Genomic DNA, 17,497 nt, shown 5'->3' with positions numbered 1-17,497 from the left:
GAGCCGCCTTATAGGCGGGGGCTTAGCTCCCCGGTCGATAAGGCCGGTTGTTGGTAGCTTGGTGAAACTTATACCAAGTCTGTCCCGCTTCGAGCGGCCCCTTAGCCGTCTCGCTGGTAAGGCGCTCCTGAAAGCGCTGCTCAGCGAGCGTGATGGCCTGCTCAAGGTCGGAACCGGACATGCCCATATCCTTGAGCAACGCGGGAGCCGCAAGCAACTGATCCATCGCTTGTCCGTCACGGCTCCCAACGGTGCCGTCCGGTAGCTTGAAGCTATCCCAACTCGGGGCCTTCACCGTCTGCTTGGTAGCAACCTCAGCGAAGTTTTGCGGAAGCTTCGAAACGTCGCCATTCGCCGCAATCATCTGATCCATCGTCCAAATGGGGGTGATATAATCAACGTCCTGAGCCGAGTTTACCAACGGGTTGTTGGTGCGCCCGATCGCGCGCTTGCGATGCGAGGCGAGCAACCAATCGATCACCGCCTTAGCCTTGGGCGAAGCATCGCGAAGCGCTTGGTTGAAGCCAAGGCGCTCGCCGACGTGAAGGCACTGAAGCCAATAACCAACCATGAAGTCATGGGTGTAGCAGCCATCACCGGGGGCAAGATAGTTCATCATACCGATGCCGAAGCGTGCCGCCGAAGCATACATCACCTTGTTCAAGTCAACCGCGCCATTCGTGAAAACATTCGTCGGCGGGTTCAGGAACCCCGGATTGCTCGCATAGTGCTGATCATAAAACGCCTCGAAGTCGAACACTACCCAATCGAGGATTTCCGCCTGAGTGTAGAGGCGCGGGCTATTGCGTGACGCGGTTTTCCAGCAAAGCGCGGCATGGCCGAACTTCCAAGCCATTTCGCGTTGAGCGTAGTTGCTGGCATCGTCCCAAGTCGCCAGAATGACGTTGCCGTAAAGGCGCGTCTGATCGCTGAGCTTGTGGCCCAGCATCGCAAACTCAGGCGACTTAAAGAGCATCGAACCCCAGTGCGGAAACTGGTGCGCGTGCGCCGCATCGATGCTGTTCGTGCCGTAAGTGGGACGGTTCGGAGTCAAGCCGTAGGTAGGGGTTTTTACCCGTAGCGGGCTGTTGCTCGCTGCCCACTCATAAACGCGGCCCGACTGCCCATACCAAGATGCGCTATCCGCACGGGCGGCTTCGCCATAGCCGTAGTAGTGGCGGCGCAAGCCGACGTTGCGGCGCGCGTTGCCCTTGTAGACGGGCACGCAACGTCCGTTCTCCATCCCGTAATAAGGATCGGAGGCGTAGCCGGTGAGATAGTCGATCGTGATGCGCTTGTTCGAAAGCCCGTCCATCGCGCGCGTGCTGGTTACGTCGCGGGCATAGTGCGCAATCGGCTCCGGCATGATCTGGCGATCGTCGCGCACGCCACCGGGGGCGGTGAGCGGCGAGCGGCCCATCTGGTTAAACGGAGCATACTTGAGGAAAACGCCCGCATTCGGCGTAGCCGCGATGAGGTTGTTCAGCCCCTTCCACGGGTCTTGTGATGCCGCAACCTGCGCCTGAATACCTTCGTAGGTCGTGGGCTCATAAGACATGATCCGCCAGTTGGCGAAGCCGTTCGACTGCCCGATGCTGCCATATACGCGCATATCGCCGCCGTTGACGGAAAACGAAGTATGGCACGCGAACGGAACCCGAATGTCGTAAACCGGCACCGTGTTATAGATATCCTGCTGAGAATAAGCCTCGGGATCATGCGAGCGCCAAATCACCGAAGAGCGGGTCGTGCCAAAGTTGTAATGCGGGTTATCGTCCGTGATCATCGCCACGCCGCGCCCGTCATACTGGCCTTCCCAAACCGCCTTCATGCCAGCGCTGTTGAGCGGCTGTCCGTTCGGCTGCTCGATACGCGCCAAGAGCGTCCCCGCCTTGTCGTAGATGAGCCACTTGTGCGCAACCATATAGGAATCCAGCCCCTCGGGATCACCGAAGGGGTTGTTCGGCATGACGCTGGTATCCCAATCATAGATGAACTGGAATTGCGTGTAAGTGCCCATACGGATGCCTTCGCAATAGTAGTTGATACCATTGATCGATGGCACCGCGCCTTGCGGTAGAACCTCAGTCCAAGCGGGCTGAGAGTTGTAGAGGGTCGGGTCTTCGAAGCGGCAATTCTGCGCACCCGGCTTCGTCATCACAAGGTGATTGGGGTGCGCAACGCCCGTGCCGGTGCTCCAATCCTCAAGAACGGCCTTGTAAGCGCGCCCTGCGGGCATATCCATTTCGCCGACGACAAGGCTTAGCTCATACTTCTGAGTGCCGTTCGCGGTGTAGCTGAGCACCTTCGCGGGCTGAGCGGACAAGCCGCGTGCGTCCACAACAAGCGCCTCAAGATCGGCGGCGCTAATCGCGCCGTCCACTACGTCGGTGTAGGTCGAAACAACGTCGGGGCGACCAATGCCAAGGCTGACATACTCGATTTCGAGTTCGCCGCCCGTGGCCGCGCTGTTGCCCGACGATGCGTTGACTTCGAGGCGAGCGCCGGGGGCGACGCGAACCTTGCGTTCGGTCGGCTTGGGTGTGCCAAGCTGCTGCCCGTCTACCCAAAAGGTGACGGTGCCACCGGGGCCGCTGGGATCGTCCACATACTCCGCTTCGTAAAGGTGGTTGGACCCAAGCTGGTAGAGTGGTGACTCATCGGCGAGGATCGTCTGAGAACCGTTGCCGCCCTCGATCTCGACGGAAAGCACGCCGCTCCAGTGCGGGCCAAGCTGATACTTGCCGTTGTTGTAGAGGCTCACCACTGCGAACACGCTCTTCTCAACGCCAGCGGGGCAGACGCCCTTGAAGCCGAGCTTGATCGACGGCGGCACCTGATTGAAAACAGGGTCGGCAGTCTGCGGAAGGTCGATGCCGAGCGGCGCGGATTCGAGATAAGCGCCATACCCAATCACAAGGTGGCCGTTGCGCGTGCTGAATGCGGCACCCGGACGGGTGTCGAGCTTCTTTTCCATCACGGCATCCGAACCAACCGCGTTGCCGGTGTTGCGGATCAAATCGTCTGCCGGGTTCACCTGCCACTTGGTTGAGGTCGGCGTGATGCCGATCGACTTGCGCTCAATCCTGATGGGCAGTCCTTTCGGGACGGCGACGGTGAAGTTGGCGGTGCTGCCCGCGAGGTAGATGCCGAGCGGATAGACGGTGTTAGGCTGGATATAGATCGTGCCGGTGCCGCTGAGGTCCAATTCCTCGCCCGGAACGTCGGGCTGAGGAACGGGCGCGTTCGATAGGCCAAGCGTGATCGCATAGCCGCTGGTCGTGCTCTTGATCCAAAGCCCGATGCCAGCGTTTGCCTTGTCCTTGGGAAGGATCACCTGCGCGGTCTGCGTGAGCGTGATACCCGGTTCGCCTTCAGCCACGGGAACGATCATGTAGACGCCCGAACCGCCAGCGGGTTGGCCGCTGTATTGGGTGAAGTTGACGATCGAACCGAAGCCCGCATCACCATCCTTGCCCCTCGGACCTTCCGGGCCGGGGGGGCCTTCCGGGCCTGCCGGTCCAACCGTCGCGTCGATAAGGTCGCCCGCGATATCGAGGATTTCGTTGACCTTCTTCGAAAGCTCGTAGTTTTCCGGCTGAACCGGGGCGAGCGTGTATTCGACGCCGGAAGCGGTCGGACCATCGAACGGGCGCACAAGCGTGAGACGGTCGCGCCCATCGATCGAAGCAACCGGGTAGCTCAAGCCTCCGATGATCAAGATAACGCCGGGGTAGCCGGTTGCCCAACTGGTGCCGTTACCGCTTACCGCAACCGAGCCCTCGGTTACGCTTACTGTCCCGCTCGCTTCAAACTCAAACGCCATCGAAAAAGGCTCTCCTACTGGATTTGCCTATATTTATGCCGATGCGTCGGGGAGCTTACCGAAGCTTAGTAGCCAAACGCCATCCAGTCGAAGCCGTCCAAGCTCTGCGCGTCCGATCGCGCCGCCTGAGTGTAGAACGTGGCTCCGTTCTTGCTGCGGTTGGAGGTGGCCTGAATCCACAAGTCCTTAAAGCTGTTGTTGCCAACAATGTAGGGCGTGGCACTAACCGACATTAGGGCATTGGTGAACGGGCGCGGGAAGGTAATGTTCACCGACATTTCATCGCTAATGATACCGCGATACTGGCCCCACATGATCGTAAACCCACCCGGTAGAATCTGATAGCCACCGCTCGGGTTCTGTAGCGACTGGCGGTTGATGAACTCGAAGTCGATCGTGCCAGCCTTGAGGCGATCAACGCGAACATCGGGCATATAGACGCCATCGGCATCCGCATAGAAGACCTGCTTGGTGCCGCCGCTCGCGTAGATGCGGAAAGCATCAACCGAAAATGCCGCATCAACCATGCCGTTCTGAGCTACCAACCCAAAGCCGCCGAAAACCTTCACCCCATTGACTTCCGTCTGAAGCTTAACGGTATACTCCGCGCCGATGTTGTTGACCTTACCGTTCACGGTATCAACCGCCTCGGCAAAGGTGGAAAACTTCTGCTCGAAGGTCGCGCCGTTCACATTATCGAGACGGGATTGAAGCGTCTGGATTTCCTCAGCGCGCGCGCCGTTTTCGTCTGCTTGCGTCTGCTGGATCGTCTGAATCGTGCCGCTGATCTCGCCAAGCGTTTCGTCGATACCGCCCACGCTCGCGCTGATCGTATCGACGCGCTCGGTAAGCGCTTCGGTAGCGTCAACGATCGCCTTCTCTACCGTCTGAATAGCCGCTTCGCGTTCGGATACCTCATCATCGATCTTAACCCCAAGGTTATCGATGCGGGTTCCGGTCGCGGTGTCGGTATCAACGACAAGCTGGCGCACGTCGTTGATCTGCCCGGAAAGCGTCTCATTACCTTCCGTCACGGTTGCCGCCAACTGCTCGATCGTCTCGGCGAGCGCTTCGTCCTCCGTCGAGCGAACGCGCCGTTCCTCGTTAAGCGCGGCGGTTACGGTTTCGCCATAGTTGGCGATCTGGTCGGTGATCGACTCCGAAAGCGCTTGTTCCTTATCGGCGATGGTGCGGTTGATTTCGAGGAAACCCGCTTCCATCGTTTCTTCGGCTTCGCCAACGCGACTGGTAAGCTGAGTGAATCGCTCAGCGACAAGCGCGCCGTTTTCATCAACGTAAGTGCGCAAACCCTCGATCGCGACATGGTTCTTCTCATGAAGGGCCTTGGTGGCTTTCAAGTTAGCCGAGCTACCGGCGAGGTGGAGCGCTGAAATCTGGTCGATCGGTTCCTTGAGGATCGGGAGCACCAGCGCGGGAAGCTGCTTGCGAATGTCGTTGGCGTTGTCCTTCGCGTCGTCAACGTCCTTCACCAAGTCCTCAGACGGACGATCGCCAACGATGGTGCCGGGAGGTGCGCCAACTGTGGCGTTATCCTCGGGCTTACCGGGGCCGGTCACCTTGTCCCAACCCGCCGTTTGAGCCGCCTTCTTAGCAAGCGCTACGTCGAGGTTTTTGCGCGCGACATAGTAGTTGACGAACCGCGCCTTGAAGGTCGCGGCATCAATCGGCGTATCCTCGCTGGTGTCGGCGAACGCGGGGTTTAGCGTCGCGAGATAGTCGCTCAGCGTCGTGAAGGTGCTCGCGTAGGCGTTGGCCTCAGCCGTGGCCCCCTGAGCCTGTCCCTCAGCGAATAGGCCATCGAACTCAGCCGTCGCCGCTTCGAACTCGGCGATCCACTGGCGCTTTTCCGCTCGATCAAGAATGCCATCGTCAACGGTAGCGTCGAGGCGTTCGTTCGCCAGCTTTGCCGCCGCTTCCGCCGCTTCCGCTCGATCGCGTGCCGCCTCAGCCGCCGCGATAGCCGCCGTGAGGTCCGCGCCCTGAGTGGCGACGGCGGGGCTGATCTCATTCGCGCTGTGGACGCTCCAAACCGGCGTATGCCCGATTTTCACGCGCCAAGCGGGCGAAGCCGGGGCTTCCTGAACAATCGTGTCGCTACGGACGAACGGGAGCGCCGAGCCATCGCTTGCGAGCGTGCCGGGAGCCTTGCTCGACGCGATCGGGGCGAGGTGGAGCACGCCCTTGCTGTCGGTGAGGAGGAGGCGGCTTTCCGCGAACGCGGCATCACGCGCGAGATCGCCGATGGTGGCGTCTTCCGTGAGATACAGAGAATAGCCGCGCGTGCCGGTCGTGAAGCTCGGGCCAAGCCGAGCGTCGAGCACGCCCGCCAGATTCACCAAGCGACGCGCGATGCTCGCCGCGCTGTCGGCGGTGCCAACGTCGGCGGTGATCTTGGCGGAACCCGGATCGCCACCAAGGCGGAACATGCCGAGATTGGGGCACGCGGCCCATTGGCCGGGGGTGAGGGTGAGGGCGACAAGCTCAGCGTAGGTCGCGACGGTGGCGTTGGGAGCGCCAAGGGTGAGGGCGCTCGAATAAACCGCGTTGATCGGGCACGCTCGGTAAGCGTCCACCTGATACACCCATTTGATCGGATCGAGCAAAACCGGGGCGACGTTGACGCAAGCGCCGAACGCCATCGGCTTGAGCTTGCCCAGCATGGTGGAGGGGCCTTCAACGCCCCCGGTGCCCTGATAAACGCGGGTGAGCGCCGAGCCCGTAAGCTGCGCCTCAACGCCCAGAAGCGAGAAATGCGCTTCGCGAGAGGAGTCCTGAACAAGCGGGCCAATGTTGCCCGTCCAAAACTGCTGATAGGCTTCGAAGGGGTCGCCCATGTTGCCAACCCAAAGGGTGGCGCTCGCACCTTCGAAATCGAGCTTAGGCCAAGCGGTGTTGCCGAGCGAACGGCTCAACTCAAAGTTGATCTGCCCATAAGAGGCGGTGAGCGCCTGAGCGCGACCTTCGCCCCAATAGCCAAGCCCAATCTCGGGATCGCTGGTGATGGCCGGAAGCCAAGTCTCACCGTCGAGATAGATGCCTTCTGCTTTGGCGTGCGCTGCCGCCATGCGAAGCACGGTGATAGCTTTAGTGTTGGGATCAAGGGCGCTGATTTCGAGGAGTAGGTTCCGCATTTCAATATTTATGCGGTTTTCGGCTTTCGCTCACGGGGCGAACGCGAGGATCGTTCCCGCGAAGACCCACCAGTTGTAAGCCTTGGCCTCACCGTAAGCTTTCGAGCTAATGCGCCCGAAAACGGCATCCGTCTGCCACGTCGCCGGGGCCTTCTCATCGCGAACAAACAGGATGCCCGCGCTTGAACCGGCTTCGAGCAAGAGCGGTGCCCACTGCTCGCGCCATTCCTCATCCGTGATACCCGTTGTCGAGATATCCCACGCTGGGAGCACGTCGTAACGGTCGGTGGTGGTGAAGCCGGGGCCGGTGGTGATTACGGAGCGATCCTCGAAGTTCAGCTTCGCACCAAACTCGATACCGTAGGTCGAAACCGCCTTGCCGATCACAAGCCGCTGAAACTGAACATAGCCGTTCGGGTGGTTCGGTGCCGCGAAGGTGATCTTTACGAAGCGCTCGGCGCGCGTGGCGGGGAGCTTGAGCACCGACTTAGCGGTAAGCTGCTTGGGCTTTTTGCCCTGCCATGCCGATTTAGCCGTGCTGTCATAGCCGTCCATGGTGTCGGGCGCTGAGCCCGTCTGAACCCGCACCGTATCGCTCGCGCGTAGGTTGGAGCCGATCACCGCGACGGTATTATACTCGACGGGATCGGGGCCAAGATCGATCATAACCGCGCCATTGGTGGCACCGCGCCAGACAAGGCCGGGGCGATCGTCGTTGAGGAAATCGACGCTGCCCGCGATCGGCGCGGCAATGCCGGTGGCGGTGGTGCCAACGAAGGGCAGGGGCGAGACGAACAACGCACGCATCAGCCGCGCACCGTAAGTGTGGTGGTGTTGGAGAGGGGGCGAAACCGCGCCGCAATCACCGTGTAGGTTTTCGCCGGGTTCGCTGCCGGGTTGCGGTCGAACTTCAAGCGATAGCGCGGCGGGCCACCCACGAAATCATCAAGGCTTAGCGCTCCCTCGATCGTAAGCGAAAAGGTGCGGGTAGAAACGCCGGATGCGTCAAAGATTTCGCGCGCAAGAGCTTCGCCACCAGCCTTGTCGAGGTTGGTGGCGATCTCGATCGCCTTCGAGTTACGATAGAGCGCAAGCGTATCCTCATCATCAAGGATCGCGTAGCGGTAAGGCTGACTTACAAGGGATGCGCGTTCGGGGTCGAGTGCCATCCTTTATTTAGTAGGTTCGCCCCATGTATCGCCCGTTGTATGCCACGTCATCATTGGCGATACGCTTGCCGATTACGGCGGCACCCGCATTGGTGTTCGCCGCAATCTGCTTGAGGTAGCTTTCCTGTAGCGCGTTGCTTGCCGCAACCTGCTGATAGTGAGCCGCCTGCGCTGCCGCCTGAGCTTGGATCGCCGCCGTAGTGTTGTCGATCGAAGTAGTGGCATTGCCCACATCGAAGCCCGCCGCCGTGTTCACCGCCTTGGTGACATTATCGGCGAGGCCCTGAGTGGTGCCCATGAGCATGGCGCGGATATCCTGAAACTGCGAAGTCGCGGTTCCGTAGATATCCCCAGCCAAGCTAAAGATTGACTGCCCAAGCGCCGTGAAAGCCGCCTGATCAACCGAGCTATCGCCATTGGCAATGCGCGTGCGGTAGTCGTCAAACTCCGCCATCTTGGCGCTAAGCTGATCCATCTTGGTTACGCCCGATCCTTCGCCCTTCAACTGGTCGAGGAAGTCGGTAAGGCTCGAAAGCTGTTCCTTGAGCGCCGCCTTGAGCTTGATGGTGCGATAATCATCAATCTTGGTGAGGTCTTCCGTGGAAGCACCAACCTTAACCATCGTCTCGCGAAGCGTATCGAGCGGGCCAACGATGCCGTCGATTGCCGCCGTGATCGGATCGGTAAGCGACTTGTAATCGTCCATCGCCGCTTTCCAGTCCTTAGCGAACTGGATCGCGGAATCCGCACCAAGCGCGCCAAGCGCCTTCTGAATCAGCGGGTCGAGGCCCTTGATCGCGCCATCCTTGATGGCGTTTTCGATCGCGTAGGCGATAGCAGCCGCCTCATCGTCGCCGAAGTCGTGAAGCCCGTTCGCGCTGGTGCCGCCGAAGTTAAGCTTGCCGTCGAACGCCTCATCGCGAACGCGCCAGTTGTCCTTATACTTGCCGATGGCGAGCGAGTAGCTGCCCACGGTGCCGCCAAGCTCAGCCGCCAGCTTCGCAAGCCCTTCCTGAACCGAACCCGCCGCGCCGGTCGCCGCCGTGGTTGCGGCTGCGCCTCGGCCCGAGATCACGGCATCGCCCGCGCCCGTAAGGCTGGCGGTTCCAAACTTGGCCTTCGAGGCGAACAACGAACCGATGAGCCCGCCACCAAGCGAACCGATGATCGAGCCGATAGGGCCGAACAAGCCGCCCACTGCGCCACCGATCTGGGAACCCGTCGAGAAACCCTTACCGAGCCCCAAGAGATCGCCCACGCCCGCGACCATGCCGCCAACCTGCGCGCCCGCCTGAACCTTGGTGAGGCCCTTCACAAGGCCCGCAGCGAGGTCGCCGCTGAACATGGCCTTGAAGTCGCCGAAGCCGGTGCTGAGGCTCTTGAGCGGGTCTTTTAGCTCCTGCCCGATCGTCTCGATACCGAAGCCCTGAGCCGTGCCCTTATACTCGGCTTCGCGGTTCAGGAGCTTGGCGAGGAACCCAGCGGGGCCGGTCGGCTCGCTCATCATCTGCGCGATGCGGTCGAACCCATCCGCAAACTTGCCGAGCACCTTGCCGAGCTTCCCGCCGAAGTAGTCGGCGAGATCGTCAAACTGATCGACCCATTCGCGCGTGGTTTCTGCCGCTATCTTGCCCAGCGCGGTGCTCAGCGTGCGCTCGATATCCTGCTCAGCACGCTTGCGCGCTTCCGGCGAAAGGGTGAGGTCCGCAAGCTGCGCACGCGCTTCCTTGGCATCGGCCTGCGCACGATCGGTGGCGGCGATGCGGCCAAGGGTCGGCGACATTTCGAGCAACACGCGAATGCCATCTTGCTGAATCTTGAGCTTGGCGTTCTCATACCCGGCGATGATCTGCCCGCCGAAGGTGTCGGCGAGATCGCCCTTGGCGACGGCATCGCGCCACGCCTGATACTCAGCGTTGAGCTTCTTTAGATCGTCCTGAGCGCGTGCGCCGCGGCTCATGTTAAGCGCGAAATCCTGCGCCTTCTTTAGAAGCTCATTCTGGTCTTTGAGCGCCGCGTTCTTCTCAAGCTGCTTACGAAGCGCGTCCTCTTCCTGCTTGTAAGCGGTCGCGTTGATATCGACGCCCTTGTTGAGCGCATCAACGCGCGCCTTGAAAAGCTCATCCTCGACGCTCTTTTGCGCATCCGTAAGGCCCTTCGCGCGGCCAAGCTCAACGGTATATTCGTTCTGAGCTTCAAAGGCGCGCTGCTTGAGCGAGGTGAGGGCCTTCGCGGTGTTGATCTCGCCGAGCGCCGTAGCAACGCGCGACTTGTCGCCTTCCGTAAGATCGCGTTCCACGATCTTACGAAGCTCAAGCTGCTTGTTGTAGATTTCCGCTTGGTTGGTGAGCATCCCCGCCGTCGCGAGTTGATCCTTCAACGCCTGCCAGTATTCGGCTTCACGCTTGGCACGCTCAGCGGCTTTCTTGGCCGCGTCCGCATCGGCATCCGCCGCACCCGGTTTCGGGGCTGCGCCCGCCAACTGATCGAGAGTGGCACCATCCTTCGCGCCAGTGCGCCCGAGCATCCGGTTCTTAGCGCGCTCGGCTGCGTCCTCATCCTGATAGGTCGCGACGGCAACCCGGCTAACCGCGTTGATGGCGCGGCCCGTGTTGGTGAACAACGGCTTCGAGGCCAACTCCTTAGCGCGTTCCCACTGCCCGCTAAGCAAGGCGGTGATCGCCTGCCCAAGCGTCGAGAACATGCCGAGCAAATCATTAACGGCAATCTGGAAAATCTGGGGAAGCAACATGGCAACCGCCTTCGACGCGCGAAGGATACCAAAGATGCTGTTCGACCAAGCGCGGCCCGACGTGTCAAACTTGATGCCCAGCCAATCGAGCGCGCCACCAAAGGTGCTGCTCAGCATCGAAGCCGCGCCGCTTACGGCGGTGCCAACGGCGGAGAAAACGCCGCCGATGATCGCGCCAAGAACCTGCGCAACCTGCCCAATGGCGTTGAAGCCTAAAGTAAGCTTCTCAAGGATCGTGACGCTACCCGCGCCGCCCGTGTTGAGCGCGCCGAACATGTCGCCGACGCCGCTTAGGATCGACGCCACGCCATCGATGATGCCCGACATTGCGCGGCCAACGCCCACCAAGAGCGGAGTAAGCGTTGAAATCCCGTTTGAGATCATCGTAATGACGCGAGCAACCGACGTGTTAAGGCCACCATCACCGATCGCGGCGAGGGTCTGCGACCAAGTATCCTCAAGGTTGCTCAAGGCACCGTTAAAGGTCGCCATCTGCTTTTCCATCGCACCAGCAAAGTTGACGTTGCCGATGCCCATCAAGTAGCCCTGAATGGTGGTCGAGTTGTTCGCTACGGAAGTGGTGACGCCTTGGAAGGTGAACTTTACCTTGTCACCTTCCGTCTTTGACTTTATGCCAAACTCTTTGAGCCTTTCGAACTCACCAGTAGCCGCGTCGGCAACCGCCTCAACTATCTGGTTAAGGTCTTTGCCAAGAGCGCTGGCGGTATTGCCGTAACTCATCATCGCGGCTTCGGTCGGCTGAAGGCCAAGGGCCTTCAACTTGATGAAGCCCTCAACTGACTGGTCGAGTGAGAACGGGGTCTTCGCCGCAAACTGAGTGAGGCGATCCATTGCCATAGCGGCTTTATCGCTGTCGCCCAAAACAGTGGTGAGCGAGGCGCGATAAGCTTCCATCTTGGCGCTCGCGCTCACCGCCGCCGAACCCAGCGCGATAAGGCCACCAGCAACCGCCGTGATGCCGAGCGCGGCACCCGCAAGGGCCACGCCACCAAGTGTGCCGGTCATGCCGCTAAGGCGGCTCATCGCGGCTTGTGCGGCCTGATTAAGCCCGCCAAGGCTTCCGGTAAGCTGGCGCACATTGTTGTTGGCCGCATTAGCTGCGCCACCAACTCGATTGGTCGCCCCCTGCGCGCCGTTGAGGTTGTTCACCATCGCGGCGAGCGCCGGGTTCACGCCCGCAAGCGAAGTGTAGGCGCTCTGAAGCTTATGCGCGTCCGCAATCGCCTGATTGATATCAGACTTAATGCGGATGATTTTGTCGTTAGTTGCGGTTCCAGCCATCCACTATTTAGGAGGAGGTGGAGGCTTTCGACTTGATAGCATTTAGGAACGCGGAATCCATGTTACGGATAACGCGCGTTAAGATCGCCTCATCTGTTCGGCTGAACCCGTGCTTTTCGGCATACCAACTGATCTTATCGATTGGGATTGGTTGCGCGCTCATGCCAACCGGGCGCATCGTCGCGATATCACCGAACGATCGCCAGAATGACTCCTCATACTTTGTGAGGTTAGGGCACTCGCTCATGATCTCGCGCGCGATCTCGCCTTGCGGGCCTTCGAGGTCGAGCGCGTCTCTGAGGCTGGCAAGGTCTTCCCCCTGCTCAACCTCAAAGAGCAAGCGCCGGATTAGTTTCCCTCGGGGGGGTCCGTCTGTTCGTCGGGCTGGAAGTTGCGCACGTCGCGCGCGAATGCGCCGATTTCCTTGAGCACGAACAAGGCGCGCGGGTCGCTCAGATACTCGATCGCGGCTTCCGGGGTGAACGGAATTGTCTTGCCCTTGGCATCCTTCATTTCCCAATCAACGACGCTCATTTCAACAAAAAGCTCAACGGCCCATTCGTCCTGCGACTTTGCCGCGAGTGCTTCGTTGGGCTTGCCCTTTTTGGCCGGATACTTGCGCTGAAGACGCTCAAGCGTCACGCGGTGGCGCGGGGTGGTTTCGTCAAACAGGCAAAGCTTGAAGCGGCCCCAGACGTTCTTCATTTCGTCAACGACGGAGGTCCAAACGCCCTCATCGGCCTGAGTTTCATCGTAACGGGTCGGGAAGTGAAAAGCAGTCATTCTAAAGTTAGCTCCTACAAGAGATAACTTATTTATGCCGCCGCGCCGATCGCCCGCTTTAGGCATAAAAAAAACGCGGCCCGAGCGAACCCGAACCGCGCTTAACATCGCTTATCTTGTAGGAGCGGCGATTACGAAAGCAGCGAGAACATCGAACCGTAATCGGCGGTTTCGTCATACTGCGCGGTGAGAACGACGTTCACAAGCTGCTTGGAGCCGTTCGCTTCGTTCTTGGGGTAGCTGCCAACCATCGCCGGGTAAGTGAAGCCGTAGCCGTCTGCGCCGTCGCCAAGCTCGATATTGACGGCAACCGGCTCATCACCCTCAAAAAGGGTTTCCGGGTTCAAGTCCTTGCGGAAAACCTTGGCGGTGATCTTAACAACGCGGTTCGCGCTGGTGCCGATCTCGAAGGCATCACGCTCGCCGAGCGCGTAGTTGGGTTCACGCGGCTGCTCGATCGAGATTTCAAGGCTCATGTAGCGAGCGGTAAGGCCCGCAATGTTGATGGTGCCAACGTCGATACCCGCAAGCTCCTTACCCTTCTGAGTCTTGGCATAGGTCGCGCCAGTGATGATCGCGGTATCGTGCGTGCGAGCGCCACCGACGAAATCGAACGTCACCTGAGCCTTGGACTCGGCGTCAACGGTGATCGTCGCCTTCGAGACATGCTGGTTGCGGCCACGGAAGTAGAGCTTCCCGTCATCAACCGTCATGGCCTCCTCGATCGTGAAAGAGGTATCCTTGTTGGACGCAACGAAGTCGTTGCCATCGGCAACCGCCGAGTGCGCGGCGGCGAGGAAGTCGGTGATAACCGGATCGCGGCGAAGCTCGAACTTGAGCGAACCCGACGAAGAACCGGCAACCTTGCGGATACCAGCCATATCACGGCTCTGCTTCATGGTTTCGGAGCTAAGCTCCTTCATGTCGAACGAAAGGGTCGCGCCGCCGCTGGTAACATCGGCATACTTGAACGCCGGGTTCGGCGGAGTCACGCCCTTGGCGACTTCCGTAACGACGGCAATAGTGTTGTCTGTGGGATTGCTCACTGAAAAGCTCCTAAATGAGTTGGTAGGAGCAAGGCGCTCCACGATTATTTAGGAGCGAGGGGGAGCTTCGAGCGGTTTTAGTGGCGTGCTCGATAAGCGAGATTGACGATCAAGCGCATGAACTTGCCTTCATCGGCACCGTTGCGGAATGAAGCCGTCTCGCAACGAATGCGCCCATCGTCGCTGCGCCAGTCGCGAAAGATCGAAGCGGCGCGATCGGCGAGGCTCCAAGCGGCTGCGTCCTTATCCGCAAGGGGGGAATAAACGTCGATCCAGACGATACCCTTAGCCTCATAGTCGGGCTGGTAGCCGATCGTTAGGCGATCCTCATCGTTAGGAAACACGTTGAGCACGACATAAGCCGTAGCGGGCTCATCGTCTGCCTCGTCCGCGCCGGGAATGATCACGGGCGTGAGATCGTCCCAAGCGTCGAGGAAGCGGAGGCGCAAAGCCGTAATGTCGTCGTGATTGGTCACGCCAGTATTTATGCTGGCGCTCAGTCCGTATGCTTCTGAACCGCTCGCTCAACAAAGCCCGCCGGGGTTTGCTTCGAATGCCCATCGTTGAGCTTCCCGATATGCTTTTCCCGATTGTAGATTTCCATATTGAGCGGGTCGGTAGTGTCGAGTTGCCAGCCCAGACGCGCTTTGCCTGTATCAACCGGGGTGCCGGTCGGCGGCGGAGCCGTAAGCTTGGCATAGATATCGCTCATGATATCTTCGCAATCCTCAATCATGAGGTCGCGCAATTCCTCGGCGAGCGTCGCAAAGTCGCTCATATCGAGCGTGATCGAGATCACTTGAGCGCCGCCACATACGTGAACGCGGTAGCGCCGCCATCCGGGTTGTTTCCCTTGAAGTCGATCACCTCGAATGACTTGGTGCCGATGGTGAGCTTATCGCCCTTACGCGGGGCGATCGTGAGCAAGGCGGTTGAGCCATCGTGTGTGGAGCCATCCGCAAACTTGAACTCAAGCTCGCCAAGCTTGCCGCGCCCGGTGAGCGTGGTTGTGGTGCTCGCGCCTTTGCGCCCCGCTGCGCGATCGGCGTTCGTCTGAGGCGCATCAACGGTGCGGGTGATGGTGGCAACGGGAAGCTCGAAGGCGTCGAATAGCTCGCCCGTGAGCGCCCGGAAGTCGTCAAAGAGGCTCATCGGGTAAGCTGCCCCATGATGAGCGCGCCGCCCGTGTCGCGAGCGATCACGCCCGCCAGCATCGCCGAGACGTGCGGGTAGGGATCGGCGGGGGCCGCGTCATACTCAGTGGTAAGCTCGCCCACGCCTTCGAGCTTCTTGGTGCTCTTGCTGGTGCCACGCTCAGCCGGGGCCATGAGCGGCCCGTTGAGCGCGTAGAGCGCCAGCGTGAGGGTTGCGTTCACAACCGGGGCAGGAACCGCCGTAGCGCCCTCTATGGGCCACTGTAGCCCCTGCTCGGGGCTGAGGCGGGCCTTGGGCGCGCGATAGTTGGCTTCGATATAGTCGGTAGCCTTTACCAGCCCCGCGACGATCTCGGATTCAGGAAACCCGACGAACTCGCCTCGAAGCTCATGGTAAGCGCGAAACGCCTCAGTAGTCGCGTAGCTGTTTGCGCCGGGAACGCCCGCGCCATCCTCACTGATCATCATGAGGGTATTTATGAAAAAGGGGCAGGCTTTCGCCCGCCCCCGTTAGAGTGAAACTTAATCGAGAGATTAAGCCGCGTGCTTGATCGCGCGGATACCGATGAGCGACAGGTCGCCCTTACGGGTCCACATATCAGCGTTAGCAAGCTGAGCGAGGGTCGGCTTTTCGATAGCGACGCCATCGATCTCACCAACGTAGCTCATGCCCTGAACCTGAGTCACGATGCTGCGACGGGTGCGAAGCACCTCACCGCCACCGCCATTACCGGCGTCGGCATCGCGCTTGTATTCCATCGCGATCTCACCCGGAACAACGCCGGTCGAGAAAACGAGCGCGCCGTTAGAAGCGATCACGGTCACGTCATCACCGAAAGCCTCGGTAACGATGAGGTTGTAATCGGCATACTTCGCGAAGTGAATGTTCACGTCCGACTTAGGGCCAACGTAAGCAGCCGCGTTCGCCTTCTTCAGCTTGGCGAGGGTGCGCTTCGAAACAAACAGGTTCTCGGCGGGGCCATCAAGCTCAACCTCGGCGTCGATGATCATTTCAACGCTGAACGGCAGTGCGCCACCGTCAACGGTAAGATCGGCATCAGCGGCGAGCGAACCCTTTACGGAAGCAACCGCGAAGTTTTCCGAAACCTCATTCCAGTAGGTCGGGATAGCGGTCGAGAGAAGGTGTCCGTTGATATCGAACTTGGTGATCATCTTCAGGAGATCGGTGTGCGTCCAACCCCAGTTGAGATCGAAACGGTGCGCGTTGTAGCGGCCCGACGTGATCTTGCCGGTCTTACCCTTCTGTTCGTAATCATCCGAAGAGTGATTGAACTCAGTGGTGTCAACCTTGTTGATGTAGGCAAGGCCCTGATCCTGCGAACCGCCAGTCATGAGGAGGTCGGCTTCCGGGCCACCAACGGCGATGCCGGAAGTGGTGAGGGCGTTGAAAGTAGCGAACTTCTGAGCAACGAGCGGCGAGAGCACGCCCACGCCACCCTGAGCGTTCAGGAGATCGAGGAGACGAGTCTGGGACATTTAAGTAAAGCTCCAACAATGGGGTAAAACGGCCCGCGTTGGAGCCGTGGAGCTTTAGGGCTCCACGGTTATTTATTTGGATGCCTTACGCCAACTCGATTTTAGACTTCGAGGTCGGGCCAACCCCAGCTCTTAGCCATAGCCTTGGCCTGCTCAGGATTAGCGCGCACGATCTCGCTAAACTGCGCCATTTCAGCCGCGTTGGTAGGTGCCTTGGTAAGGCCCCCAACGGTGCGGTTGGTGCTGCCCTGAGTGCCCGCGCCAGTGTTGGCCGGGGCGGCGACGTATTCGAGCGCGTCCTTAGACTTGAAGTAAGCGCTCATCGCGTCGTTAAGCGGGGTGCCATCGGCGGTCACGGCTTCGCCATTCTCGATCTTGGCCTTGGTGCGCGTGCGAAGGATCGCCTCAACGGCCTCAGCGTGCTTAGGATGAACATTGTTCTTGCTCATCGCCTCTTTGATCGCGTTATCGATCAAGAGTGTGCCAAGGCGCTCATCGCGTGCGGCGAGATCGGCAGTGAGCTTATCGATCGCCGCCTTGTGCTTCTTTTCGAGCGATGCCTTCACCGCGTCTACGTCACCAGCCTTGGAGGCGGCATCGTTGGCGGCTTCCTCGCGTGCCTTCTCGGCTTCGTCGGCTGCGGTCTTTGCGGCCCTTTCGCGGTCCACAAGCTCTTTGTTCTTTTTCAGGATAGCGGCCTTTTCAGCCTCATGCTCCGCGCGCATGGTTTCGATCGCGGCAAGAGCGTCTTCAAGTGTTTTCATTCGATCCTTTCGGCCAGAAGCCTCAACGGTTTGCGCCAGTAGCGCGGTTGAT

The 17,497-nt window shown here is 59.9% G+C and carries 14 protein-coding genes; all 14 read right to left on the bottom strand.

Going from position 1 to position 17,497, the window contains the following annotated elements:
- Positions 1–22: 22 nt before the first annotated feature.
- Positions 23–3,826: a hypothetical protein gene (locus ABDZ92_RS12900; protein ID WP_125960992.1), complete on the bottom strand. Its 3,804-nt coding sequence runs from the start codon at positions 3,824–3,826 to the stop codon at positions 23–25.
- A 65-nt stretch (positions 3,827–3,891) separates the two neighbouring features.
- A complete protein-coding gene (locus ABDZ92_RS12895) occupies positions 3,892–6,912 on the bottom strand; it encodes a gp53-like domain-containing protein (protein WP_164521277.1) in 3,021 nt (1,006 codons plus the stop codon).
- Positions 6,913–7,008: 96 nt separating this feature from the next.
- On the bottom strand, positions 7,009–7,785 hold the full coding sequence (locus tag ABDZ92_RS12890) for a hypothetical protein (protein WP_125960990.1): 777 nt from the start codon (positions 7,783–7,785) through the stop codon (positions 7,009–7,011).
- The gene (locus ABDZ92_RS12885; RefSeq protein ID WP_125960989.1) at positions 7,785–8,147 is read right to left on the bottom strand and encodes a hypothetical protein; all 363 of its coding nucleotides are present in this window, start codon (positions 8,145–8,147) and stop codon (positions 7,785–7,787) included. The genes ABDZ92_RS12890 and ABDZ92_RS12885 overlap by 1 nt, the downstream gene beginning before the upstream one ends.
- Before the next feature lie 7 nt (positions 8,148–8,154).
- Positions 8,155–12,201 (bottom strand): tape measure protein, encoded by a 4,047-nt coding sequence (locus ABDZ92_RS12880; protein ID WP_125960988.1) that lies wholly within the window; start codon positions 12,199–12,201, stop codon positions 8,155–8,157.
- A 7-nt stretch (positions 12,202–12,208) separates the two neighbouring features.
- The gene (locus tag ABDZ92_RS12875) at positions 12,209–12,541 is read right to left on the bottom strand and encodes a phage tail assembly chaperone (RefSeq protein ID WP_125960987.1); all 333 of its coding nucleotides are present in this window, start codon (positions 12,539–12,541) and stop codon (positions 12,209–12,211) included.
- Between the two features lie 8 nt (positions 12,542–12,549).
- Positions 12,550–12,984, bottom strand: a complete 435-nt coding sequence (locus tag ABDZ92_RS12870) for a hypothetical protein (RefSeq protein WP_125960986.1) — start codon at positions 12,982–12,984, stop codon at positions 12,550–12,552.
- Between the two features lie 131 nt (positions 12,985–13,115).
- A complete protein-coding gene (locus tag ABDZ92_RS12865) occupies positions 13,116–14,030 on the bottom strand; it encodes a phage tail tube protein (RefSeq protein WP_125960985.1) in 915 nt (304 codons plus the stop codon).
- Positions 14,031–14,107: 77 nt separating this feature from the next.
- Positions 14,108–14,506 (bottom strand): phage tail terminator-like protein, encoded by a 399-nt coding sequence (locus ABDZ92_RS12860; RefSeq protein WP_164521276.1) that lies wholly within the window; start codon positions 14,504–14,506, stop codon positions 14,108–14,110.
- A 20-nt stretch (positions 14,507–14,526) separates the two neighbouring features.
- Positions 14,527–14,829, bottom strand: coding sequence for a hypothetical protein (locus ABDZ92_RS12855; RefSeq protein WP_125960983.1), 303 nt, complete (start codon positions 14,827–14,829; stop codon positions 14,527–14,529).
- On the bottom strand, positions 14,826–15,182 hold the full coding sequence (locus ABDZ92_RS12850; RefSeq protein WP_125960982.1) for a hypothetical protein: 357 nt from the start codon (positions 15,180–15,182) through the stop codon (positions 14,826–14,828). The genes ABDZ92_RS12855 and ABDZ92_RS12850 overlap by 4 nt, the downstream gene beginning before the upstream one ends.
- A complete protein-coding gene (locus ABDZ92_RS12845; protein WP_125960981.1) occupies positions 15,179–15,652 on the bottom strand; it encodes a DnaT-like ssDNA-binding protein in 474 nt (157 codons plus the stop codon). Before ABDZ92_RS12845 ends, ABDZ92_RS12850 begins: the two co-directional genes overlap by 4 nt.
- A 66-nt stretch (positions 15,653–15,718) precedes the next feature.
- On the bottom strand, positions 15,719–16,681 hold the full coding sequence (locus tag ABDZ92_RS12840; RefSeq protein WP_343763198.1) for a hypothetical protein: 963 nt from the start codon (positions 16,679–16,681) through the stop codon (positions 15,719–15,721).
- A gap of 101 nt (positions 16,682–16,782) precedes the next feature.
- Positions 16,783–17,445 (bottom strand): hypothetical protein, encoded by a 663-nt coding sequence (locus ABDZ92_RS12835; RefSeq protein WP_125960979.1) that lies wholly within the window; start codon positions 17,443–17,445, stop codon positions 16,783–16,785.
- Between the last annotated feature and the right edge of the window lie 52 nt (positions 17,446–17,497).

It is taken from the genome of Sphingomonas molluscorum (assembly GCF_039522995.1).
Lineage (GTDB): Bacteria > Pseudomonadota > Alphaproteobacteria > Sphingomonadales > Sphingomonadaceae > Sphingomonas > Sphingomonas molluscorum.
This window is presented reverse-complemented; position numbering and strand designations above follow the sequence as displayed.

Bases quoted from the DNA above. Each gene is read 5' to 3' on its own strand.
- ABDZ92_RS12845 (WP_125960981.1), bottom strand. From the start codon at position 15,652: ATGATGATCAGTGAGGATGGCGCGGGCGTTCCCGGCGCAAACAGCTAC.
- ABDZ92_RS12880 (WP_125960988.1), bottom strand. From the start codon at position 12,201: ATGGCTGGAACCGCAACTAACGACAAAATCATCCGCATTAAGTCTGAT.
- ABDZ92_RS12850 (WP_125960982.1), bottom strand. From the start codon at position 15,182: ATGAGCCTCTTTGACGACTTCCGGGCGCTCACGGGCGAGCTATTCGAC.
- ABDZ92_RS12900 (WP_125960992.1), bottom strand. From the start codon at position 3,826: ATGGCGTTTGAGTTTGAAGCGAGCGGGACAGTAAGCGTAACCGAGGGC.
- ABDZ92_RS12885 (WP_125960989.1), bottom strand. From the start codon at position 8,147: ATGGCACTCGACCCCGAACGCGCATCCCTTGTAAGTCAGCCTTACCGC.
- ABDZ92_RS12840 (WP_343763198.1), bottom strand. From the start codon at position 16,681: ATGTCCCAGACTCGTCTCCTCGATCTCCTGAACGCTCAGGGTGGCGTG.
- ABDZ92_RS12890 (WP_125960990.1), bottom strand. From the start codon at position 7,785: ATGCGTGCGTTGTTCGTCTCGCCCCTGCCCTTCGTTGGCACCACCGCC.
- ABDZ92_RS12870 (WP_125960986.1), bottom strand. From the start codon at position 12,984: ATGACTGCTTTTCACTTCCCGACCCGTTACGATGAAACTCAGGCCGAT.
- ABDZ92_RS12835 (WP_125960979.1), bottom strand. From the start codon at position 17,445: ATGAAAACACTTGAAGACGCTCTTGCCGCGATCGAAACCATGCGCGCG.
- ABDZ92_RS12895 (WP_164521277.1), bottom strand. From the start codon at position 6,912: ATGGCGGCAGCGCACGCCAAAGCAGAAGGCATCTATCTCGACGGTGAG.